Origin of the sequence: Paramagnetospirillum kuznetsovii, assembly GCF_003284725.1 — a bacterium.
Classification (GTDB): Bacteria; Pseudomonadota; Alphaproteobacteria; order Rhodospirillales; family Magnetospirillaceae; genus Phaeospirillum; species Phaeospirillum kuznetsovii.
In genome coordinates this window covers 19104-42579 of the sequence record NZ_PGTO01000002.1, presented here as the reverse complement: position 1 = coordinate 42579, position 23476 = coordinate 19104, and the positions used below count along the sequence as shown (strand labels likewise).

The 23476-nt window shown below is 65.6% G+C and carries 18 protein-coding genes and 1 tRNA gene; 5 read left to right on the top strand and 14 right to left on the bottom strand.

The features are described 5' to 3' along the window. Window positions 1-20: 20 nt before the first annotated feature. Together CU669_RS02835 and CU669_RS02830 are read right to left on the bottom strand one after the other, a co-directional pair. On the bottom strand, window positions 21-1418 hold the full coding sequence (locus CU669_RS02835) for a cobyrinate a,c-diamide synthase (RefSeq protein ID WP_112142313.1): 1398 nt from the start codon (window positions 1416-1418) through the stop codon (window positions 21-23). Beyond that, complete coding sequence (locus CU669_RS02830) at window positions 1415-2416, bottom strand: glycosyl transferase family protein (RefSeq protein ID WP_112142312.1); 1002 nt, start codon at window positions 2414-2416, stop codon at window positions 1415-1417. Before CU669_RS02830 ends, CU669_RS02835 begins: the two co-directional genes overlap by 4 nt. 91 nt (window positions 2417-2507) lie before the next feature. On the opposite strand from CU669_RS02830, the gene CU669_RS02825 reads away from it, so the two are divergent. Further along, entirely contained in the window at window positions 2508-3188 is a 681-nt protein-coding gene (locus CU669_RS02825) for a class I SAM-dependent methyltransferase (RefSeq protein ID WP_112142311.1), read from the top strand. Between the two features lie 173 nt (window positions 3189-3361). Here CU669_RS02825 and CU669_RS02820 read toward each other — a convergent pair whose 3' ends face one another. Both CU669_RS02820 and CU669_RS02815 read right to left on the bottom strand, forming a co-directional pair. Continuing rightward, entirely contained in the window at window positions 3362-4207 is an 846-nt protein-coding gene (locus tag CU669_RS02820) for an OmpA family protein (RefSeq protein ID WP_112142310.1), read from the bottom strand. A 38-nt stretch (window positions 4208-4245) separates the two neighbouring features. Beyond that, entirely contained in the window at window positions 4246-6279 is a 2034-nt protein-coding gene (locus tag CU669_RS02815) for an AsmA family protein (RefSeq protein WP_112142309.1), read from the bottom strand. Window positions 6280-6598: 319 nt separating this feature from the next. Between CU669_RS02815 and CU669_RS02810 the strand changes: the two genes are divergently transcribed. Next, the gene (locus CU669_RS02810; protein WP_112142308.1) at window positions 6599-7873 is read left to right on the top strand and encodes a diguanylate cyclase domain-containing protein; all 1275 of its coding nucleotides are present in this window, start codon (window positions 6599-6601) and stop codon (window positions 7871-7873) included. Here the strand turns inward: CU669_RS02810 and CU669_RS02805 are convergent. The 9 genes from CU669_RS02805 to CU669_RS02765 all read right to left on the bottom strand — a co-directional run bounded on the left by CU669_RS02805 (window position 7855) and on the right by CU669_RS02765 (window position 15101). Beyond that, window positions 7855-8433 carry a GNAT family N-acetyltransferase gene (locus tag CU669_RS02805; RefSeq protein ID WP_112142307.1) on the bottom strand — a complete coding sequence of 193 codons (579 nt, stop codon included), beginning with the start codon at window positions 8431-8433 and terminating at the stop codon, window positions 7855-7857. The genes CU669_RS02810 and CU669_RS02805 overlap by 19 nt on opposite strands. Window positions 8434-8520: 87 nt before the next feature. Beyond that, complete coding sequence (locus tag CU669_RS02800) at window positions 8521-9453, bottom strand: ribose-phosphate pyrophosphokinase (protein ID WP_112142306.1); 933 nt, start codon at window positions 9451-9453, stop codon at window positions 8521-8523. Window positions 9454-9559: 106 nt separating this feature from the next. After that, window positions 9560-10414: a hypothetical protein gene (locus tag CU669_RS02795; RefSeq protein WP_239988505.1), complete on the bottom strand. Its 855-nt coding sequence runs from the start codon at window positions 10412-10414 to the stop codon at window positions 9560-9562. 41 nt (window positions 10415-10455) lie between these two features. After that, window positions 10456-11223 carry a peptidoglycan editing factor PgeF gene (gene pgeF / locus CU669_RS02790; RefSeq protein WP_112142304.1) on the bottom strand — a complete coding sequence of 256 codons (768 nt, stop codon included), beginning with the start codon at window positions 11221-11223 and terminating at the stop codon, window positions 10456-10458. After that, the gene (locus tag CU669_RS02785) at window positions 11220-12332 is read right to left on the bottom strand and encodes a class I SAM-dependent methyltransferase (RefSeq protein WP_112142303.1); all 1113 of its coding nucleotides are present in this window, start codon (window positions 12330-12332) and stop codon (window positions 11220-11222) included. The genes pgeF and CU669_RS02785 overlap by 4 nt, the downstream gene beginning before the upstream one ends. Further along, on the bottom strand, window positions 12332-13135 hold the full coding sequence (lgt, locus tag CU669_RS02780; RefSeq protein WP_112142302.1) for a prolipoprotein diacylglyceryl transferase: 804 nt from the start codon (window positions 13133-13135) through the stop codon (window positions 12332-12334). Before lgt ends, CU669_RS02785 begins: the two co-directional genes overlap by 1 nt. Continuing rightward, on the bottom strand, window positions 13135-14121 hold the full coding sequence (rfaD, locus tag CU669_RS02775) for an ADP-glyceromanno-heptose 6-epimerase (protein ID WP_112142301.1): 987 nt from the start codon (window positions 14119-14121) through the stop codon (window positions 13135-13137). The genes lgt and rfaD overlap by 1 nt, the downstream gene beginning before the upstream one ends. A gap of 195 nt (window positions 14122-14316) precedes the next feature. Then, window positions 14317-14928, bottom strand: coding sequence for a ribonuclease D (locus CU669_RS02770; protein WP_112142300.1), 612 nt, complete (start codon window positions 14926-14928; stop codon window positions 14317-14319). Window positions 14929-15014: 86 nt separating this feature from the next. Beyond that, window positions 15015-15101 (bottom strand) — tRNA-Leu (locus CU669_RS02765). 199 nt (window positions 15102-15300) lie between these two features. On the opposite strand from CU669_RS02765, the gene CU669_RS02760 reads away from it, so the two are divergent. Beyond that, complete coding sequence (locus CU669_RS02760) at window positions 15301-16308, top strand: complex I NDUFA9 subunit family protein (protein WP_112142299.1); 1008 nt, start codon at window positions 15301-15303, stop codon at window positions 16306-16308. Between the two features lie 43 nt (window positions 16309-16351). On the opposite strand, the gene CU669_RS02755 is transcribed toward CU669_RS02760, so the two are convergent. Beyond that, window positions 16352-17152 carry an undecaprenyl-diphosphate phosphatase gene (locus tag CU669_RS02755; protein ID WP_112142298.1) on the bottom strand — a complete coding sequence of 267 codons (801 nt, stop codon included), beginning with the start codon at window positions 17150-17152 and terminating at the stop codon, window positions 16352-16354. A gap of 247 nt (window positions 17153-17399) precedes the next feature. Between CU669_RS02755 and CU669_RS02750 the strand changes: the two genes are divergently transcribed. Then, window positions 17400-18809: an NAD(P)-dependent oxidoreductase gene (locus CU669_RS02750; RefSeq protein WP_112142297.1), complete on the top strand. Its 1410-nt coding sequence runs from the start codon at window positions 17400-17402 to the stop codon at window positions 18807-18809. A 149-nt stretch (window positions 18810-18958) separates the two neighbouring features. Further along, window positions 18959-23473, top strand: coding sequence for a glutamate synthase large subunit (gene gltB / locus CU669_RS02745; protein ID WP_112142296.1), 4515 nt, complete (start codon window positions 18959-18961; stop codon window positions 23471-23473). The last annotated feature ends 3 nt before the right edge of the window (window positions 23474-23476 follow it).

Sequence of the window (23476 nt, the reverse complement as noted above, 5' to 3'; positions counted from 1 at the left end):
GAGAGCTACATTAAAATTTCTCAAGACTTCATTGCGCGAACAGCCCTCACGAACGCCACGAAGCGCGGCGCCCAGGGATTGGCGCCGACGCTGCGCATATGGGCATAGGTGGCCAGCGTGTTGCCGATGATGATGCCGTCTTGCTTTTCTGCGATGCCTGCGCCGCGCACCACCTCATAGGCGAAGCGGGGCCGACCCTCGATGTTTTCCAGCCGCGAGTGATGGAATTCGTGGGCGGGCATCACGCCGGGGCCGTCTTCCAGCCGGGGCCAGGGAAAGTCCCCGGTCTCGCGCAGCCGCACATAGCCGCGCCCCTGGGGCGCCTTGTGCATGACCGCGTCGCCGGGGATCAGCCCGACCATGTCGCGCCGCTGGCCGTTCCACACAATGGCCCGCGACAGATACATCAGCCCGCCGCATTCGGCGTAGATGGGCAGCCCCGCCTCGCCCTTGGCCCGGATTTCGGCGCGCAGGCCGCGATTGGCCTCCAGCGCCTCGGCCTGCGTCTCGGGGAAGCCGCCGCCGATGAACAGCCCGTCGAGATCGGGCGGCAGACACGGATCGCGCAACGCGTCGAAGGCCACCAGTTCCGCCCCGGCGCGGCGCAAGGCCTCCATGTCGTCGGGATAGTAGAAGCCGAAGGCGGCATCGCGCGCCACGCCGATCCGCAGATCGGGCTTGGGCAGGGCTTGCAGAGAATCGTCGAACACCTCGGTCGGTGGCGCTTGCCGGGCCAAGTCCAGCAGGACGTCGAGATCCACCTGGGAGGCCACCGCCTCGGCCAGGCGTCCGATGGCCTCGGCGGCGGCCTCGGCCTCGTTGGCGGGCACCAGTCCCAGATGGCGTTCCATGATCTCCATGGCGGGGCGGCGATGCACCGCGCCCAGCACCGGGATGCGGGTGTAGTGCGCGACCACCTCGCGAAGCTTCTTTTCGTGGCGGGGGCCGCTGACCTTGTTGAGGATGACGCCCGCGATGCGCAGCGTGGGGTCGAAGGCCTGATAGCCGATCAGCAGCGGCGCGATGCCCCGCGTCATTCCGGCGCAATCCACCACCAGCAGCACCGGCGCTTCCAGCCAATTGGCCAGCATGGCGGACGAATTCGCCCCTTCCAGATCGACGCCGTCGAACAGGCCCTTGTTGCCCTCGATCAGGCTGATATCGGCGCCCCGCGAATCCCGTTCGAAGGTCTCGCGGATCAGGCGGGGCGGCTGGGTATGGAAGTCCAGGTTGCGGCAGGCCCGGCCGGTGGCGGCGGACAGCCACAGCGGGTCGATATAATCCGGCCCCTTCTTGAACGGCTGCACCGCCAGCCCGCGCGCCGTCAGGGCGGCGGCAAGCCCGACCGTCACCGTGGTCTTGCCCGACGACTTATGGGCGGCCGAGATCAGCAGGCGGGGGGCTGGACGGGTGTTCAAGCCGCCCCCGGAACCTTGGCCTTGGCCCGGTCATGCCACATGGCCAGCGCCATGCCCTCGGCCTCGTCGACGGAGACGGCCCGGCCCATGGCGCGGAGCGCGATGGCGGCGGTGCCGGTGATGACGGCGGTGGCGGCCTCGTCGCTTTCCGCGCCGCTCCACAACGCCTTCAGACGATTGAGGTCGAGGCTTTCCTCATGGGCACGGGTGCCGGAGATCAGGGCGGGCCAGTCCTCGGTCACGGGTTCGCCATCCACCAGGGACAGCACCTCGCAGGACTTTTCCGGCCGCCGCTCCACCTCGCCGCCCTCGCCCTTGAACACCGCCATGCGGGACTCGCCCAGCATGCGGGCGGCCAGTTGATGCACCGGGGCATAGGGCGGATGCGAGACGGAGTTGATGGAGCAATCGGCGCGGAACGGATTGATCAGCCGCGCAACCGTATGAATGGGAGAGCGCAGGCCCAGCAGATGGCGCAGTTCCATGATGCCGTGCAGTTCCGGCGACAGGTGTTCCAGCGTCATATAGGCGAAATTGGCCGATTCCAAACGCTTCACGGCGTCGGCGGAAGAGGTGGAGACGGGAATGCCCAGCGCCGCCAGGGCTTCCGATGTCCACACCCGACCCGCGGTGTGATGCTCCGATCCGTGCATGAACACCCGGATGCCGTGACCGGCCAGCATCAGCGCCGCAAGGATGTAATAGGGCAGTTGCCGGGTCTTTCCCGCATAGGACGACCAGTCCAGGTCCACCTTGGGCGAGCCCTTGGGCGGCGCCACGCTTTGGCGGATGGCGGCGGCCAGACCGGCGGCTTCCTCGGGCGTTTCGGTCTTGACGCGGAGCAGGCAGAGGAAGGCGCCCAGTTGCACCGGCTCCACCTCGCCGCGCATGACCATGCCGAAGCCGTCGCGGGCCTCCTCGAAGGTCAGCGGCCGCGACAGGCGCGGCCCCTTGCCGAGAATGCGCACGAATGGGGCGAAGGGATGTTCCTGGGTCACGGTCTGCCTCTGCGTCTATGCGATGGGTGACGCGCATGATAGTCGAAGATACCCTGGCATTGGAAAGATGCTTATTTCAGGACTCCATAATATGACGCTGGACATTCAAACCGCCTTCGATAGCGCCGCCCGCTCCTATGACGGCGAGCGGCGCCAGTTGATCCCCTGCTTCACCGACTTTTACGGCGCGGCGGTCGGTCTGGTGGCGGAATTCGCCCCCGCCGACGCCCGCATTCTCGACCTGGGGGCGGGCACCGGCCTGCTGAGCGCCTTGGTGGCCCAGGCGTTACCGGATGCCGCCTTTACCCTATCGGATCTGTCGGAGGGCATGCTGGCCCATGCACGGGAGCGATTCGCCGGAACCGCGACCCAAGCGTCGATCCGCGTGATGGATCATCTGGCGCTGGCGGATACCGGAGCATTCGACGTCGTCATGTCGGGCCTGTCCATCCACCATCTTGAAGACGACGGCAAGCGCGCCCTATACGCCGCCAGCGTCCGCGCCCTGAGACCCGGCGGGCTGTTCGTCAATGCCGATCAGGTGTCGGGCGATACCCCCGCCATGGAAGGCCGCTATTGGCAACACTGGTTCCGTTCCATCTCGGCCAGCGGCCTCTCCAAATCCTCCATCGACGCCGCCATCGAACGGCAGAAGCTGGACCGCCGCGCGCCCCTAGAGCCGCAATTGGCCTGGCTGCGGGAGGCCGGTCTGCGCGAAGTGGAATGCCGCTACAAGAATGCCAGCTTCGCGGTGATCTGCGGGGTGAAATAAGCCCAGCGAGCCAATGAATATCTTCATTGGCGAGGAGTTGCGGGCAAAGCCCGGCGCGCCTCGTGGCGCGGGAGCCAAGCACGCGGAGGCGTGCGCCCGGCGAATGAGGGACTCACCTAACGAAAAGGCCCGCATCCGTAAGGACGCGGGCCCATCGTCAAACCGAGCGCGCCTTACTTCTCGAACGAGATCTCGACGCGGCGGTTCTTGCCTTCCTTCATGTTGTCCTTGGTCGGCACGGCCAGCTTGGCCTCGCCGAAGGACTTCTGGTCCAGCTTGGTGACGACCTTCATCTTCGCCAGGGCATCGCCGACGGCCTTGGCCCGCTTGGCCGACAGCTTGTCGTTATAGGCGTTGTTGCCGACGGTGTCGGTATGACCGGCCACATAGATGCTGGTCGGCTTGACTTCACCACTGGCGACGGCGACTTCCTTCAGGGTCTTCATGGCCTGCTTGGTCAAGGTCGCCTTGTTGAAGTCGAAATAGACGATGAAGGTCTTGACGATCTTCGGGGCGGCGGCCACCGGAGCCGGCTTGACCATCAGTTCCGGCTCGACCTTCAAGAAGGCGGCGCGGCAATCGGAAGTGGTGTCGCCCTCGTGCTCTTCCTCGACCCAGCAGTCGAACATGACCTGGGCCTTGGCGGCGGCGGCGGGAACGCGCTCACGCGCGCCGTTACCGAAATAGCCCACCAGACGGGCGCGGGCATCGGTCAATTCCTTGACGCGAGCGGCGGGGACGTCCCAGTTGGCGAATTCCTCGGGGGCGACCATTTCGCCGGTGGCGGCCCTCAGACCCTTGCGAGCGAAGATGGCGGCGTCGTCCCACTCGAACTCGTCCTTGGCCTCGTGAATGGCATAGGCCTTGTACTCGGCGAACAGGGCCTTGGTGAAGGCGCTGCCGACGGTGGGGGCCGGGGCCGCCGTGATCTCGTTCACCTCGGCGACGTCCCAGGGGGTGGCGCAGGCGGTGGCGAGGGCGGTCATGCCGATGATGGTCGCAAGACGCAGGCTTTTCATGTGCGATGTCTCCAGATTGTCTTTTGGGTTGAAAGAGGTTAACGGCCGAAGAGTTTCATGGGATTAAGGCCCCCGGCGGGATCGCTCGGCTTGCCCCCGCCCTGGTCGTTCTTGCCGCCGCCCAGCAGACCGCCGACAGCGCCGCCAACGGCGCCGCCCACGGCCTTGCCGATATTCTGGGCGTTCTGCTTGACCAGCGCTTCCAGATCGGGACGGTAGCTGAGATTGTCCCACGGTCCGCTGACCAGGATCGGAACGGCGAGCCCGGCGGCATCGCTTCCCCCTTGTCCCTGCAACGAGGCGACGAGCTTGGGGTCGATGCGATAATTGACGCTGCGGCTGGGCAGATCGACGGTCCCCTTGCCCTCCACCCGCAGCAGCGGCGACTTCATGGCCAGATCGGTGTTGGTCACAATACCCTTGGCGATGGAGTAGGTGCCGCCCAGTTCCGCGAAATCGGTCTTCTCCGAGGCGGCGCCACCGGTGAAGGCCGAGGTCACGTTGCGCGCCATGGCGGCCAGATTGATGCCCTTGATGGCGCCGTTGAGGAAGGACAGCGCCCCCTTGCCGTCCAGCGAGGAGACGATCTGGCGCTGGCTCTTGCCGCGCCCGGTCACGTTGATGTCGAAATTGCCGGTGCCCGACAGCCTGTCGCTATCGGCGGCATCGGTCAGGAAGGGTTCCGCCTGCAGGCCCTTGAGCAGGAAATTGGCGTCGAGCCCGACGCCGGGCTGGGAGCCGTCCAGCGCCACCCGGCCCTTGCCGCTGCCCTGGTACAGGGCCAGTTCGGTCAGATCGGCCACCATCTTGCCGTCATGCAGCGCCAGCTTCAGGGCGCTTTTGCCCACCTTGATCTTCTTGACCAGGATGCCGCCACAGGTGAGCTGGAAATCCACCTCGGCGGATTTGAGCCCCGACGCATCGATGGGATCGTCGCTCCAGCCGCTTTTGGCCGCCGCTTGCCCTGTCGGCGCGGGCTTAGCCTCGCCGCCGCCCGCTTTGGCCGTTTGCGGCGCGCCGTCGGGCGGCAGATAGGGGTTAAGGTCGAGCATCTCCACGTCGAGGCGGCCCTTGACGGCCGGTTTGGCGCCGCCGGTATTGACGGTGACCTCGCCCTTGCTCTTGATGGCGTCGATGTCGATGCTGGCCTGGGTGAAGGCGATCTGGGTGGCACCCGCCGCCAGCTTGCCCTTGATGGCAATCGGCCCCAGGCCGCTGCCCGCCATGGTGATGGGCGAACCCGCCCAGGCGGCCAAGGCGCGGATGGACGGCACGCCGAAATCGAGATCACCGACAAGGCCGGCCGCCGAACCGCCCTTGGCGGTTCCCTTGAAGCCAAGCTTCACCGGTTCCGAGGTGATGGCCAGATTGGTGGCCGAGGCCTCGCCCGCCATGACCGCCTTCAAGCTGGCGACATCGACGGTGATTTCCACCTTCTTGGCGTTCCACACCAGGGAGCCCTTGGCGGTGAACGGCGAATCCAGGCTTTTCAGCCCGACCTGAAGGTTGATGTCGCCGATCTCCTGCTTGGCGCCGGTCTTGCCGTCGATCTGGGTCAGACGGCCGTTGCTGATGCGCACGTCGCCCAGGCGGATATCGGGAAGGCCACCCCCGGATGCGGCCGGAGCGGCGGCGGGTTTATCGGCTGGTTTGGCGGCGGGCTTCCCGTCGTCCTTGGCGGCGGGCGTATCGAAGACCCAATTGCCCTTGCCCTGCCGGTCGGTTTCCAGCGTGATCACCGGGTCCACCAGGACGAAGCTGTCCACCTCCACCTTGCCACCCAGCAGCGGCAATAGTTTCAGGCGCACATCCACCGCGCCCAGACGAATCAGATCCTTGCTGGAATAGCCCTGGGGATTGGACAAGGCGACATTGCCCACCTGCACCGAAAGCGACGGAAAGGCGGACACGGAAACCTTGCCCTGAATGGACAGATCACGGCCGGTGGCGCCCTTCACTCCGGCCACCACCTCGTCCTTGATCTTATCGGCGGGTACCATCATGGGAAGCACCACCAACGCCCCGACGATCAAAACCATCAGAGCGGCAACCGCGATCAGGATCTTTTTCATGGGCCATACCCCAGCAGGCCTGCGACGAGCCATAAACACTATACCTATGTCTTGGGATGGTCCAGCCACCCTATGACGTTGCCACTTTAAGAATGAATTCTGGGCATTGGGATAACCGCCGCATCGACGCCTACCATTGAGTGCTTTAGTGCCTAATTCACGGTTGCCTCGACCGACTTTTGGCGCGATTGCCCCCGACGCTCCACCTCTGGTATACAGACGGAAGCGGTATTCCGAAGGTCGGAGGGATGAGGCCGACGCTCGGGCAATAAGCCGCAAAGGGGGGAACCATGACTCTCGCGCATGCGGGACGCTCAGCATGATCGAGCTTGACCTCAGCGGTCTGGCCGGCGTTCTCGAAGACAGTCCGATCGGCGTATCCATATCGCGGCGCCGGGACGGGGTCATCGTCTTCGCCAATCACACCTTCACCGAACTGATCGGCGTGCCCCGCCAATCGCTGCTGGGGACCAAGGCCCGCGACTATTATGTGGATGACGATCAGCGCGCGGTGGTGATCAAGCATCTGCGCCGCCATGGCAGCGTCGATCACGCCGAGGTGCAGTTCCGTCGGGCCGACGGCACGCCGTTCTGGTCGCTGCTGACCATCCGCGAGAACACCTATGGGGGCGAGCCGGTCAATCTGGCCTGGATCTACGACATCACCGAGCGCAAGACCTCGGAAGAGCGGCTGCAACTGGCCGCCAAGGTGGTCGAGACCGCCAACGAAGGCATCATGATCACCGGTGCGGACGGGACCATCGAGGCGGTCAATACCGCCTTCACCCGCATCACCGGATATTCCCCCGACGAGGCGGTCGGCAAGAAGCCCAGCATCTTGAAGTCTGGCCGCCACGACCAGGACTTCTATCGCGACATGTGGCGCTCGCTGCTCGATAACGGCCAGTGGCAAGGCGAGGTGTGGAATCGTCGGCAGACCGGCGAGGTTTTCATCGAGTGGCTGTCCATCGCCACCGTGCGCGACGCCACGGGCAACGTTTCCCATATCCTGGGGGTGTTTTCCGATATCACGGCGCGCAAGGAAGATGAGGAAAAGGTCTGGCGTCAGGCCAATTTCGACGCCCTGACCGGTCTTCCCAACCGCTCGCTGTTCCTTGACCGCCTGGGCCAAGCGGTCAAGGCGGCGCGGCGCGACCGCACCCGCTTCGCCCTGATGTTCATCGATCTGGACGGGTTCAAGGCCATCAACGACAGCTTTGGCCACGCCGTCGGCGACCTGCTCTTGCAGGCCACGGCGACCCGACTTTTGTTGGCGGTGCGCTCATCGGACACGGTGGCGCGGCTGTCGGGCGACGAATTCATCGTCATCCTGCATGATATCGAAGGCCGCGACGAAGTCGCCCTGGTGGCCTCGAAGATGGTCAATCGGCTGGCCGAGACCTTTGATCTCGACGGGCATCAGGCCAATGTCCAGGCCAGTATCGGGATCGCCATGTTCCCCGATGACGCCGACGACGCCGCCATGCTGATCCGCCTGGCCGACCGCGCCATGTACACGGTCAAGGGCGCGGGCAAGAACAACTTCGCCTTTCACCAGATTCCGGAACGGCTGGTCTATCCCTTGGACACCTGATCCTTGGGCAGCAGGCCGTTCACCACGGCCTCGCCATAGGCATCGACCATTTCCGCCCAACTGTGGAACATGGCGAACAGGCCGGTCTGAACCTCTTGCGAGACCGTCAGCGGATCGGGCGGCGGCAGGTCGAGAAAGGCCTCGGCCTCGCCCGAATCGCAATGCAGTTCCATGCCGCTGCGCTTGGCCAGCGCCACCATGGACCGGTTTTCCGACAGGCACAGGGTATAAAGCTTCTCGGCCCGGCGGTTGCGGGCGAAGGCCACCGCCTGGGTCAGCAGTTCCGAGCCCATGCCCGTGGCACGGTGGTCGGCATCGACGCTGATGCCGATTTCGGCCACGGCGCCGTTGACGGCCACATGGACGGCTCCCACCACCTTGTCGGATTCGACGGCGGCGAGAATAAGATCATCGTCCCTGATGCCGTCCACATAGCGGTCGATCCAGGTTTCCGAGACGGCGGCGCTGGCGAACCGCAGCCGCCGGTCATTGTCCGGCAACCGCTTCAGATGGTCGGCATAGAGCGATCGTTCGTGCGCATAAAGCTTACGGACCAGCATGGCGGACCTCCTGGTTGGAGCCATGCCCAAGACATAGGAGCTTTATGCTGCATTGCAACATAAAGATTTCGTGTCCGTGTCCGCCGTTCAATCGAACAGGCTGGAAACCGAACGTTCCTCGCTGATGCGCTGGATGGATTCCGCCATCAGCGGCGCGATGGTGACCTGGCGGATATTGTGGGCCAGTTTCACCGCCTCGGTGGCCGGAATGGAATCGGTGATCACCAATTCCTCCAGGGGCGAAGCGGTGACGCGGGCGACCGCGCCGCCCGACAGGACGCCGTGGGTCACGAACGCCGCCACCGAGACGGCGCCGGCCTTCATCAGGGCCTCGGCCGCATTGCAGAGCGTTCCAGCGGAATCGACGATGTCGTCGACCATGATGCAGCGCCGACCGCGGACGTCGCCGATGATGTTCATGACCTCGGACACGCCCGCCTTTTCGCGGCGCTTGTCGATGATGGCCAGATCGGCATCGATGCGGCGCGCGATGGCGCGGGCGCGAACCACGCCGCCCACATCGGGCGAAACCACCATGACGTCGTCGCCCTGATAGCGGGCGCGGATGTCGTTGGTGAACACCGGGGCGGCATAGAGATTATCCAGCGGAATATCGAAGAAGCCCTGGATCTGGCCGGAATGGAGGTCCAGCGTCACCACCCGGTCGGCGCCTGCGGTGGTGATCAGATTGGCGACCAGCTTGGCCGAGATGGGCGAGCGCGGGCTGGACTTGCGATCCTGGCGGGCATAGCCGAAATAGGGGATCACCGCCGTGATGCGCCGGGCCGAGCCGCGACGCAGCGCGTCCAGCGTCACCAGCAGTTCCATCAGATTGTCGTTGGCGGGATAGCAGGTGGATTGGATGACGAAGACATCCTCGCCACGGACGTTCTCGTGGATCTCGACGAACACCTCCATGTCCGAGAACCGGCGGATGACCGCCTTGGTGATGGACATGGTGAGGTATTCAGCGATCGCTTCCGCGAGGGGCCGATTGCTGTTGCAGGCAAGGATTTTCATGGTTGACGCCACCGGGTTGGCACGCGCCGAAGCGCTCCGAAAAATCGGCACCCGTATACCAGTCGGAACCCTCTTCTGTAAACGGGCTTGCCTTGTAAAAAAGATTTCATTTGCCGAATGCGGCGCGAATGATCTCCATCACGCCATCCGCGCCCCCCGCCGCGATGTCGGAGGCAAGCCCCCCCCAAGCGCCCGACAGGCGCCCCTTGGGAACACCGCCTTGCTGGGCGGCGGTCCCCAGCGCTTGACCATCCCGGCCCATCACCGTCCAGGCCACTGCCAGAATCTCCTCGCCCGGCGTGCCGGGGGAAACGGTCACCTGGCCGCGCACCCGAAAGTCCGCCTCACCCTCCACAAGCCTCAGCCCGCCGGAGTCCAGCATCCTGCGCATGGCGGCCCACAGCGCCTTGTCGCCGTCTCCCGGCAAGCCGCCCAAGGCCAGCAGTTGGACCGTGGGGCCAGCCGTCACCGGAGCGGCCTCGGCCTTGCCCATGGCTCCGCCGGTCAGCGCGCCCGACAGCTTGTCCACCACCTCGGCGGCGATGAGATCGAGAGTCCGGGGTGTCGCCCGCCCCCAGGGCCCGGCGGGGATGGATTGGTCCACGCCCCCCAATTCCTCGCCGTCCGATCGGGTCAGCGTCCAGTGAAGGGCGGTGGCGGTGGGGCCGGGTTCAGCCTGGGCGGCGATCACCCAGGCACCGGCCACCACCGGCCGGGTGGAGGCGGGAATTTCCACCTCCAGCAGCTTGCGCACCACCGCTTCGGCCAATTGGACGGACCGCGCCGAATCGTCCAGCGGCCGCACCACGATGCCCCGCCCCGCCGAGGGGGCGACGGCATGGTTCAAGCCTTCATGGCGAAACGGCTGCGGAATGTCGCCGCAGGCGGTCAGCAGAAAGAATGCCGCCACCATGGCGACGAGGGGGCGGGCGAGACGCCCGCGCTCCCAGATTCGCGCCATGCGTGGAGCGCGGGCGTCCCGCCCGCCGTTAACGCGCCCAATCATCGTTCAAGGACGATGGCCGACAATTGGCGACCGTAGTCCGGCTCTCCGTTCAGGGTCGCCCGGCGGTAGCTGAAGAAGCGGGAGCCGTCGCGCAAGGTGTCGGCGGGCACGCGGGTGACCTCGATCACCCCCAGCCCCGCCAGCTTGCGCGAAATGTAACCGGGCAGGTCGAACAGGGCGTGACGCTCGCGGGGCGACGGGGCGAAGAAGTCCAGATTGGCCTTATCCTCGGCCAGGAAGGGCGCCGGGAATTCCGGCCCCACCTCATAGGAGCGATGGCCGATGCACGGCCCCATGGCGGCGACGATATTGGCGGGCTTGGCGCCCAGCGCCACCATGGCCTTGACCGTGTTGTCCAGCACGCCGCCCAGGGCGCCCTTCCACCCGGCATGGGCGGCACCGACGATGCCCGCCTTGCCATCGGCCAGCAGCACCGGCGCGCAATCGGCGGTCAGGATGCCCAGCGCGATGCCCGGCCGGTTGGTCACCATGGCATCGGCGCGGGCAGGCTGCCCCGCCGCCAAAGGCTCCGTCACCACCACCACGTCGCTGCTATGGGTCTGGTAGACGGTGCAGAGCGCCTCGACCGGCAGGTCCAGCAGAGCCATGGCGCGGCGACGATTCTCCACCACCGCCTTGGGATCATCCTTGGAGCCCGCCCCGCAGTTGAGCGAGGCGTATATCCCCTCGGACACGCCGCCCTCGCGGGTGAAGAACCCGTGGCGGATACGCGTGAAATCATTCAAGGCCGACAGGGTGATCATGCTGGATCCAGACCGGGAGGCAGGGAAAGAAGCGGATTCGCCAGGGCGAGTACCTGGAACAGGGTGCCCATTTCGGCGGGATCGATCAAGCGCCGCGCGCGACCCGCCATGTCGGCCGCCTGTTCCGGATTCGCATGGCGCATCAGCATGACGGTTCGTTCCTCGATCCCCAGCCGCAGCAGGAAGCGCCCCTGGGAGACCGGCCCATGCACCTTGGCGCCCGCCGCCGTCGCCGCTTCGGCCAGGGCCTGGAAATCCACATGGGCGGTCAGGTCCACTTGTCCGGGATCGGCCAGGGCCGGGTGATAGGCATGTCCCTTGACCGCCTGCAAGGTGTCGCCGGTGCCGCTGACCGGCGCGCCGTAATCGATGATCAGCGCCGCGCCGCCGCCCTTGACCACCCGGCGACCGATGGCGGCGGCCAAGTCGCGGCCGGGCTGGCAAATCTCCGCCACCGCGCCGTCAGGGGCAACCTGGGGGGCGGGGGCAACCTGGGGGGCGGGGGCAACCTGGGGGGCGGGGGCAACCTGGGGAGAGTCCACCGCATCGCCGAGCCGAAAGACGAATTTACCGCCCTTGTCCAAGCCCACCAGCCGTTCGCGCCACACCCCCGCCTGTTTCTCCAACTGGCGGATGGGCAGGGCGTCGAACAATTCGTTGGCCACCAGCAGCAGCGGCCCGTCGGGCAATTGCTCGAAGCGTTCGACCCATTGGACCTTTTCCGCCGCCAGGGTCTGGGCCTGGCGATTGCGAAGAGCCGGGCTGGTCTCCACCAGCCAAGTCTCCACCGCCGAGGCGAAGGCGGGCAACGTGCGCGCGGCGCGCAGCAGATCGGCCATCAGGGTGCCGCGTCCCGGCCCGATCTCGGCCAGCACCACCCTCGACGGCGAGCCCATGCCTTGCCAGACGATGGCGCACCACAACCCGATCAATTCGCCGAACATCTGGCTGATCTCGGGCGCCGTGGTGAAATCGCCGCCGGTCCCGAACGGGTCGCGGTGCATGTAGTAGCCGTGCTGGGGATGGCCCAGCGCCTGGGCCATGAAGTCCGACACCGGGATCGGGCCGTCGGCACGGATGCGCTCGGCCAGGATCTCGGCCAGGGCCATTATTCAGCCTTGGGCGCGTTGCGCCGCCACGCCCAAGCCAGCATCACCAGTCCGACCACCACCTGCGGCATGGACAGCAATTGGCCCATGGTGGCGCCACCCCACAGGAATCCCAGATGGGCGTCGGGCTGACGGAAGAATTCGCAGACAATGCGGGCCAGCCCGTAACCGGCCAGGAACACCCCCGACAGGGCGCCGAAGCGGTTGCGGATATCGGTAAAGCGCCACAGCAGCATCATGACGGTGAACAGGGCGGCGCCTTCCAGCCCGGCCTCGTACAACTGGCTGGGATGGCGCGGAAACGGACCGCCATGGGGAAAGACCATGGCCAGGGTGGCATCGAGGGCGATGCGGCCGAACAGCTCGCCATTGATGAAATTGGCGATGCGGCCGAAGAACAGGCCGATGGGCACCACGCAGCAGATGACGTCGCCCACCTGGAACAGATTCCGCCCCCGCATCCTGGAATACAGGATGATGGCGAAAATCACCCCCAGCGCCCCGCCGTGGAACGACATGCCGCCTTGCCACAGCATGGGGATTTCCAGCGGATTGGCCAGATAATGCAGCGGCTTGTAGAAGATGACATAGCCCAGGCGCCCGCCGAGGACCACACCCATGGTGGCCCAGACCAGGAAGTCGTCCACCTGTTCCTGGCTCATGGCGAAGGGCGGCCGCGCCACCAGGAACTTGACGACGCGCCAGCCCATCATCAGGCCGGTGATATAGGCCAGGGCGTACCACCGGATGCCGAACGGCCCCAGTTGCACGGCGATGGGGTCGATCTGGGGGAAGGTCAGCATCAGCGATACTGATCGGCGGCGGCGAGGAAGCGCTTCACATAATCCTCGACGCCCTCCTCCAGGCTGGTGAAGGGCTTGGAATAACCCGCCTCGCGCAGACGCTCCATCCTGGCCTGGGTGAAGTACTGGTACTTGTCGCGGATCTCGATGGGGGTGTCGCGGAACTTGATCTGCGGCTCGCGTCCCACCGCCCGATAGACCGCATTCGCCAGATCGAGGAAGGACCGCGCCTGGCCGGTGCCCACGTTGAACAACCCGCTGACCTTGGGATTTTCCAGCAGCCACATCACCACGTCGACCACGTCGCCGACCCAGATGAAATCGCGCAACTGGCCGCCATCGGCGTATTTGGGATTGTGCGACTTGAACAGCTGATAGGCGGCGTTCTTCTCGGCATGGGGATAGACCTGGGCCACCACGCTTTGCTGGCTGCCCTTGTGGTACTCGTTGGGGCCGTAGACGTTGAAGAATTTGAGCCCCGCCCATTGCGGCGGCGTGCGCGAGCCCGCCGTGACCTTGCGCGCCACCCGGCGGTCGAACAGATGCTTGGACCAGCCATAGGCGTTGAGCGGATGCAGCTTGGCCAGATGCTTGACCGAGGCATCGTCGTCGAACCCTTGGGCGCCGTCGCCATAGGTGGCGGCCGAGGACGCGTAGATGAAGCGCACATTGTGCATGGCGCACCACTTCCACAGCGCCTGGGACAGCGCGAAATTGTTGGTCAGGATCTTGTCGGCGTCGGTCTCGGTGGTGGCCGAGATGGCGCCCATGTGGATGACCACTTCCATGCGCTTGTGATTGGCTTCCAGGAACTGGAAGATCTGCTCGGGATGGACCACGTCGGCCAGTTCGCGCTTGGCGATATTGCGCCATTTGGTGCCGCTGCGCAGCCGGTCGCAGACCACCAGCTTGCCGACGCCGCGATCTTCCAGGGCTGCGAGGATATTGGACCCGATGAAGCCGGCGCCGCCGGTGACGAGGATCATCTCACTCTCCGAGAGGTGTGAACCGCGTCGGTTATAGGCCGCCCGAAGCCAAGCCGCAAGGAGGGGTGGGCAACCTATTGCCATCATCATCCCCGCGAAAGCGGGGATCCATGGTTGGCAAGATGAGATTTGTGGGCCGGAAACCGAACCTAGCGACACATGGATTCCCGCCTTCGCGGGAATGACGGACAAAACTTAGTGGGAGAAGATGTCTTCTTCCGGCCAGCCCGCGATGTCCAGTTCGGCGCGGTCGGGCAGGAAGTTGAAGCAGGCTTCCGCCAGGGCGCGGCGGCCGTCGCGGTCCAGCAGTTCGTCGAACTTGGCCTTCAACTGGTGCAGATACAGAACGTCCGAGGCGGCATAGGCCAGTTGGTCCTGATTCAGCACGGGCGCGCCCCAGTCGGAGCTTTGCTGCAGCTTGGACAGATCGACCCCCAGATATTCCTTGCACAGGGTCTTGAGGCTGTGGCTATCGGTATTGGTCCGGGTCAGCCGCGAGGCGATCTTGGTGCAGAACACCGGGGCGCAGCGCACCCCCAGGTGATGGCGGATCATGGCGAGATCGAAGCGGGCGAAGTGGAACAGCTTGACCCGCTTGGGATCGGAGAGCTGACGCACCAGATTGGGCGAGTGCCACTTGGGCTCGGGGTAGTGCACCACATGGGCGTTGCCGTCGCCCGACGACAGCTGGATCACGCACAGCCGGTCGCGATGGATCTTAAGACCCATGGTCTCGGAATCGATGGCGATGACGGAGCCAAGGTCCACATCGGCGGGGAGATCGTTCTGATGATAGAAAACGGTCACGGGGCGGCTCCTTTGTTTCCCCAGCTGGGGCGGGCGGCTCCGCGTCCGTCATCCCATCATCCACCCCCGCGAACGGGGAGAGGAGATGGTGCCCAGGAGAAGACTCGAACTTCCACGACATCACTGCCACACGGACCTGAACCGTGCGCGTCTACCAATTCCGCCACCTGGGCAGGTAGCTCTCGAACCAGCCAAGCCGTCCGAGGCGCGAAGAAATAGGCGACCCGGCCCGGACTGTCAACGATGTTTTGTCCGCCCGATTCTTTTTCATCGCGCCCGCACTTTACACAATTCGGATTTATGGGCTAGCTTCCACTTCGAATCTAGCGGGGCGGCGGGTGCCGGTCCCTTGGCGATAGAGGGGGGTTCAAGATGGCTCGACGCGTTGTCACGGTGTTCGGCGGTTCGGGTTTCATCGGCAGGACGTTGGTGCGTCGGCTCGCCGCGCAAGGATGGGTCGTCCGCGCCGCGGTGCGCGACCCTATCGCCGCGGAATTCCTCAAGCCCATGGGCGATGTGGGGCAAGTGACGCCGCTGCGCGCCGATATCACCGACCCCAAGGCGGTGGCCGCCGCCGTGGCCGGGGCCGACGCGGTGGTCAATCTGGTGGGCATCCTTTACGAGAGCGGGCGTCGCAGCTTTGATGCCGTCCACGTCAAGGGCGCCGCCAACGTGGCCGCCGCCGCCAAGGCGGCAGGCGTCGCCAGGCTGGTCCATATGTCCGCCCTGGGCGCCGACAAGAATTCGGAATCCTTGTACGCCCAAAGCAAGGCGGCGGGCGAGGAAGCGGTGCTGGCCGCCTTCCCCGGCGCCACCATCTTCCGGCCCTCGGTGGTGTTCGGCCCCGATGACGATTTCTTCAACCGCTTCGGCAAGATGGCCATGATCTCGCCGGTGCTTCCCGTTTTCACCGGTGACGGCTTCAAGCCGGTCTGCACCGAGCATGGCTGCTCCATCGACCTGTTCGGCTCGGGCGGCCCCACCTTCCAGCCCATCCATGTGGGCGACGTCTCGGGCGCCATCGCCAAGGTGCTCGACGATTCCCGGCTGGCGGGCAAGGTCTATGAATTGGGCGGCCCGCGCCGCTACTCCATGAAGGAGATCATGGAGCTTGTGCTGGCCACCACCGGACAGCGCAGCCATCTGGTCCCGGTGCCGTTTGGCCTCGGCATGCTTCAGGCCACCTTCCTGCAGATGCTGCCCAAGCCCATGCTGACCAAGGATCAGGTTCGCCTGATGAAGGTGGACAACGTGGTGCGCGGCGGCAAGCCGGGCCTCGCCGATCTCGGCATCACGCCGGTGGCGGCCGAAACCGTGCTGCCGCTCTATATGAAGCGCTACGGCAAGCACAACCAGCCGGACGCCGACGCGGCGGCGTAACGGGTCGACGCGCCTCGTGGCGCGAACGCCCGGCGCTTGAGGGCTATTTCATCCACAACGCCAGGGTCAGGGCGCCGACACCGATCGCCACCCGCGCCACCGCGAAGGGCAGGAAGGTGCGGCGTTCGACCCATGCCATCATGAAGGCCGCCGCCAGCAGGGCGGCAAGGAAGGCGGCGGCGGCGGCAATGCCCAGATCGGCGGACAAGATCAGCTCCGCCCGCTGCGACACCCCCCAGAAAGTCCTGCCCGCATGGCCCGCGATCAGCGGTATGGCCAGCAGCAGCGAGAACCGCGCCGCCGACTGACGCTCCCAACCCAGCAGCCGCGCGATCGTGATGGTGATGCCGGTGCGCGAGACGCCGGGCAGCAGCGCCAGAACCTGCAAGGCGCCCAGGAAGAGCGAGCCGATGAATCCCACATGCTCGATACGGCGGACCGTCACGCCCAGCTTGTCGCAGGCGAGCAGCAGCAAGCCGCCGACCACGATCACCACGCCCACCGTCAGCGGACCATAAAGTCCAAAGACGAGGTCGAACAGAAACCATCCGGCCAGTGCCGCCGGAACGGTCCCCACAGCCACATGCAGGAACAAATAAGAGCCCCCGTCCGGCTTGCCCTTGCCCAAGCGCCAGATGCCGACGGTCATGGCCGCCACTTCGCGCCAGAAATAGAGCATCAACGCCAGCAGAATGCCGAGATGGGCCGCGACCGAGAGGGCGGCGCGGGCTTCCGGACCGCCCGCGAGCATGGGCAGCGCCGCCAGCACGCCCGAGGCGCCCAGCGGCAGCACTTCCCCCAGCCCTTGGATTAGGGCAACGACCAGAACATCAAGCAAGGTCACCAGGGTATCCCCCCTATACGCCCAAGCCCTTATATCACTCCCACGGCACGGCTCGAAAGAGAGTCTTGATAGGTCCGATATGGGACTAATTTCGTCAGAAGCTCCGCTTTGCACGGAGAGCGCATGGCGGCCATGCTGAAATAGCCGCAGTTTAATGACAGCAAAGCTGTCCAATAATCTCCTTTTCCATTGAACAGCCAGCGCTTCTGACGTAAATTTCCGCCGTTTCGGTGCGAAGGATCCCGCCATGACCCGCAAGATGCTGCAATTCACCCATCTTCATCAGCGCATGCCCGAAAAGCGTGGAGCGGCCGAGCGGCGCGGCGATTTCGGCGAGATCAGCGAGGCCTTCGCCCCCGCCACGGCGGGCGACCAGTCGTCCCGCTGCGAACAGTGCGGCATCCCGTTTTGCTCCATCCACTGTCCACTGGGCAACAATATCCCCGACTGGCTGATGCTGTCGGCCCAGGGCCGCCTGGAAGAGGCCTATGCCGTCTCCTCCGCCACCAATACCTTCCCGGAAATCTGCGGCCGCATCTGCCCGCAGGATCGCCTGTGCGAGGGGTCTTGCGTGCTGGAACAGTCCAGGCACGGCAATGTCACCATCGGCGCGGTGGAAAAGCACATCACCGAACATGCCTTCGCCCAGGGCTGGGTCAAGCCGGTGCTGCCCACCGCCGAATTGGGCCGCACCATCGGCATCATCGGCGGCGGCCCCGCCGGTCTGGCGGCGGCCGAGGCGCTGCGCCGCCGGGGCTACGGCGTCACCGTCTATGACCGCCACGACCGCATGGGCGGCCTGCTGATCTACGGCATTCCCGGCTTCAAGCTGGAAAAGGAGGTGGTGGAACGCCGCATCCGCCTGCTGGCCGAAGCCGGAATCGCCTTTGCCCCCAATACCGAAATCGGCAAGACCGTCGGGTTCGACGAGCTGCGCGCCCGTCACGACGCCATCCTCATCGCCACCGGCGTCTACAAGGCCAAGCCGCTGGGCATTCCCGGCGCCGGGCTTCCCCATGTGCATGCCGCCCTGGACTACCTGATCGCCCAGAACCGCAAGGGGCTTGGCGATTCCGGAACCCCGGCGGAACTGGATGCCAGGGGCAAGTCGGTGGTGGTGATCGGCGGCGGCGACACCGCCATGGACTGCGTGCGCACCGCCATCCGCCAGGGCGCCAAGTCGGTGAAATGCCTCTATCGCCGTGACCGCGCCAATATGCCCGGCTCCAAGCGCGAGGTCGCCCATGCCGAGGAGGAAGGCGTCGACTTCGTCTGGATGGCCGCCCCCGAATCCGTCAGCGCCGAGGGGGTCAAGGCCAACCGCATGCATCTGGGCATGCCCGATTCCTCGGGTCGCCAAAGCCCGGTGGTGATCGAGGGCTCCACCTTCAGCCTGCCCGCCGACATGGTGATCGCCGCCCTGGGCTTCGACCCCGAGGACGTGCCCGCCCTGTTCGGCGCCCCCGATCTCAAGGTCTCCAAATGGGGCACCGTCGAGACCGACGAAAGCCTGATGACCAGCCTGGACGGCGTCTTCGCCGCGGGCGACATCATGCGCGGCGCCTCGCTGGTGGTCTGGGCCATCAAGGACGGCCGCGACGCCGCCGACGCCATTCACCGTTACGTGTCGGCGAAGATCGCTCAGGCCGCTGAATAAATTAAATTAACCACGAAGGCACGAAGACACGAAGAGAAGAGAAGAGAAGAGAACAGAAGAAAGTCATCCTTCCCCTTTTCTTCGTGCCTTCGCGCCTTCGTGGTGAATACCCCCGTCAGGGTCTGGCCCCAAGGGTCGAGGAGAGCATTATGTCCGATTTCGTCTCCCAATACCGCGCCAACCAGGCAATCCTGGAAGCGGCCGGCATCGACACCAGCCCGCATGACGCCTGCGGCGTCGGCATGGTGGCGGCCCTGGACGGCAAGGCAAGGCGCGACGTGGTGGTCGCCGGTATCGAGGCGCTGAAGGTTCTGTTCCATCGCGGCGCGGTGGATGCCGACGGCAAGACCGGCGACGGCGCGGGCATCCATGTGGAAATCCCCCAGGACTTCTTCAAGGATCACATCCGCCATCAGGGCCACGAGCCCAAGCCCGGTCATCTGGCGGTGGGCATGGTGTTCCTGCCCAAGACCGATCTGGGCGCGCAGGAGACCTGCCGCTGCATCGTCGAGACCGAGATCCTGAATTTCGGCTATGCCATCTATGGCTGGCGTCAGGTGCCGGTGGATGTCTCCATCATCGGCGAAAAGGCCAACGCGACCCGCCCCGAGATCGAACAGATCATGGTGGCCAACACGCTGGGCACGCCCGAGGACCGCTTCGAAAGCGACCTGTTCATCATCCGCCGCCGCATCGAGAAGCGGGTGCTGGCCGAGCATGTGACCGACTTCTACATCTGCTCGCTGTCCTGCCGCTCGGTAATCTATAAGGGCATGTTCCTGGCCGAGCAGTTGACCACCTTCTATCCCGATCTGCTGGACGAACGCTTCGCGTCGCGCTTCGCCATCTATCACCAACGCTATTCCACCAACACCTTCCCCACCTGGCGCCTGGCCCAGCCGTTCCGCATGCTGGCCCATAACGGCGAGATCAACACGCTGACCGGCAATATCAACTGGATGAAGGCCCACGAGCCCCGCATGGAGCACGAGAGCTTCGGCACCGCCATGGAGGATCTAAAGCCCATCGTCCAGCCCGGCGGCTCCGACTCGGCGGCGCTCGACAACGTGTTCGAGGTCATGTGCCGCGCCGGTCGCCCGGCGCCGCTGGTCAAGCAGATGCTGATCCCGGAAAGCCTGGGTTCCAACGCCCTGATGCCCGAGGCCCATCGCACCTTCTTCGGCTATTGCAATTCGGTGATCGAGCCGTGGGACGGCCCGGCGGCCATCTGCGCCACCGACGGCGCCTGGGTGGTGGCGGGCGTGGATCGCAACGGCCTTCGGCCCATGCGTTTCACCATCACGCGGGACGGATTGCTGATCCTGGGCTCCGAGACCGGCATGGTGAAGGTGGCCGATGCCGATGTGGTGGAAAAGGGCCGCGTCGGCCCCGGCCAGAGCATCGCCATCGACCTGGAAGCCGGACGCTTCTATCGCGACGGCGAATTAAAGGATCTGCTGTCGGCGCGGCGCAACTACTCCGCCTGGATCAAGCGCATCACCGAACTGGATTCCCTGGTGCGCACCGGGGCGCCGGAACCGGCCGAGCTGTCGGCCGAGGCGCTGAAGCGCCGCCAATCCACCTATGGGCTGACCATGGAGGACATGGAGCTGATCCTGCACCCCATGGTGGAAGACGCCAAGGAAGCCATCGGCTCCATGGGCGACGACACGCCGCTGGCGGTGCTGTCCGAGGGCTATCGCGGCCTGCACCATTTCTTCAAGCAGAATTTCAGCCAAGTCACCAATCCGCCCATCGACAGCTTGCGCGAGTCCCGCGTCATGAGCCTGCGGACCCGGCTGGGCAATCTGGGCAACATCCTCGACGAGGATGAAAGCCAGTGCGACCTGTTGCAGTTGGAAAGCCCGGTGCTGTCCAACGCCGAACTCGTCGCCATGCGCAAATACATGGGCGCGGCGGCCGCCGTCATCGACTGCACCTTCGACCCCAAGGGCGGCGACAACGCCCTGAAGGACGCCCTGGCGCGGGTGCGGCGTGAATCCGAGGACCGGGTTCGCGGCGGCTGCACCCATCTGATCCTCACCGACGAAGGCGCCGGTCCCGACCGCGCCGCCATCCCCATGATCCTGGCGGCGGGCGGGGTGCATTCCCATCTGGTGCGCGAGCATCTGCGCACCTGGACCTCGCTCAATGTCCGCTCGGGCGAGTGCCTGGACGTGCATTACTTCGCGGTCCTGATCGGCGTCGGCGCCACCACCGTCAACGCCTATCTGGCCCAGGAAGCCATCGCGGACCGCCAGCGGCGCGGATTGTTCGGCGCCATGTCGCTGGAAGAATGCGTCCGGCGCTACAAATACGCCCTGGATCAGGGCCTGCTGAAGATCATGGCCAAGATGGGCATCTCGGTGGTCAGCTCCTATCGCGGCGGCTATAATTTCGAGGCGGTGGGCCTGTCGCGCACCCTGGTGGCCGAGTTCTTCCCCGGCATGACGTCCCGCATTTCCGGCATCGGCCTGACCGGCATCCAGAAGAAGAGCATCGAACAGCACGCCGTCGGTTTCGGCGGCGCCGCCCCGGTGCTGCCCATCGGCGGCTTCTACCGCGTGCGGCGCGGCGGCGAGGCCCATTCCTTCGACGGCCCCCTGATCCATATGCTGCAAATGGCGGTGTCCGACGATTCCTACGCGCTCTACAAGAAGTATTCCGACGGCATGCGCAGGCTGCCGCCCATCACCATCCGCGACCTGCTGGACCTGAAGCCCCTGGCCCAGCCGGTCCGTCTGGACGAGGTGGAAAGCATCACCGAGATCCGCAAGCGCTTCCTGACCCCGGGCATGAGCCTGGGCGCGCTGAGCCCCGAGGCCCACGGCACCCTGAACATCGCCATGAACCGCATCGGCGCCAAAAGCGTGTCGGGCGAAGGCGGCGAGGACCGCGAACGCTATCGCCCCCGTCCCAACGGCGACAACGCCAATTCGGCGGTCAAGCAGATCGCCTCGGGCCGGTTCGGCGTCACCGCCGAATACCTCAACATGTGCCGCGAGATCGAGATCAAGGTCGCCCAGGGCGCCAAGCCCGGCGAGGGCGGCCAGTTGCCCGGCTTCAAGGTGACGGTGGAGATCGCCAAGCTGCGTCACGCCACCCCCGGCGTCATGCTCATCAGCCCGCCGCCCCATCACGACATCTATTCCATCGAGGATCTGGCCCAGCTCATCTACGACCTGAAGCAGATCAACCCGGAGGCCCGCGTCACCGTCAAGCTGGTCTCGCGCTCGGGCATCGGCACCATCGCGGCGGGCGTCGCCAAGGCCAAGGCCGACACCATCCTGGTCTCCGGCCATGTGGGGGGAACCGGCGCCTCGCCCCAGACCTCCATCAAGTTCGCCGGTCTGCCGTGGGAGCTGGGCCTGAGCGAAGCCCATCAGGTGTTGACGCTCAACCGCCTGCGCCACCGGGTCCGCCTGCGCACCGACGGCGGTCTGAAAACCGGGCGCGACATCGTCATCGCCGCCATGCTGGGGGCCGAGGAATTCGGCATCGGCACCTCGTCCCTGGTGGCCATGGGCTGCATCATGGTGCGCCAGTGCCATTCCAACACCTGCCCGGTGGGCGTGTGCACCCAGGATCTGGCGCTACGCGGCAAGTTCACCGGCAGCCCGGAAAAGGTGGTCAACCTGTTCAGCTTCATCGCCGAGGAGGTCCGCGAAATCCTGGCCTCGCTGGGCGCCAAGTCGCTGGCCGAGGTGATCGGCCGCTCTGACCTGCTGTCCCAGGTCAGCCGTGGCGCGTCGCATCTGGACGATCTGGATCTGAACCCGCTGCTGGCCCAGGCCGATACCGGCGGCTTCCCGCGCTATTGCGTCGAGGAGACCGCCAACGCGGTGCCCGAGACCCTGGACGCCCGCATGATCCAGGACGCCAAGCCCGCCCTGGAAGGCAGCGAGAAGATGCAGTTGGACTACAATGTCCGCAATGTGGAACGCGCGGTGGGAACCAAGCTGTCCCACAAGATCTTCAAGAAGCACGGCATGACCGGACTGGCCCCCGGCCATGTCACCGTGCGGCTGCGCGGTTCGGCCGGGCAAAGCCTGGGCGCCTTCGCCGTCCAGGGCCTGACCTTGGAGGTGTTCGGCGATTCCAACGACTATGTGGGCAAGGGATTGTCGGGCGGCACCATCATCGTGCGCCCGCCCGTGGCCGCCAGGCTGAAGAGCAACGAGAACACCATCATCGGCAACACCGTTCTGTACGGCGCCACGGCGGGCAAGCTGTTCGCCGCCGGTCAGGCGGGCGAGCGCTTCGCCGTGCGCAATTCCGGCGCGGTGACGGTGATCGAGGGCTGCGGCTCCAATGGCTGCGAATACATGACCGGCGGCACCGTGGTGATCCTGGGCGCCGTCGGGGCCAATTTCGCCGCTGGCATGACCGGCGGCATGGCCTTCGTCTACGATGCCGACGCCAGCTTCCCCAAGCGGGCCAATCCGGAATCGGTGATCTGGCTGCGGCCCGAGACCGAATACTGGCAGGGCGTGCTGAAGGATCTGGTGCGCGAACATGCCGAGGCCACCCAATCGGCCTGGGCCGAGGCCATCCTGACCGACTGGGACCGCGAGTTGCCGAAGTTCTGGCAGGTGGCGCCCAAGGAGATGCTGGCCCGGCTGGAACACCCGGTCGGCCGCGATCGGATCGTCGCGGCGGAGTAGCCC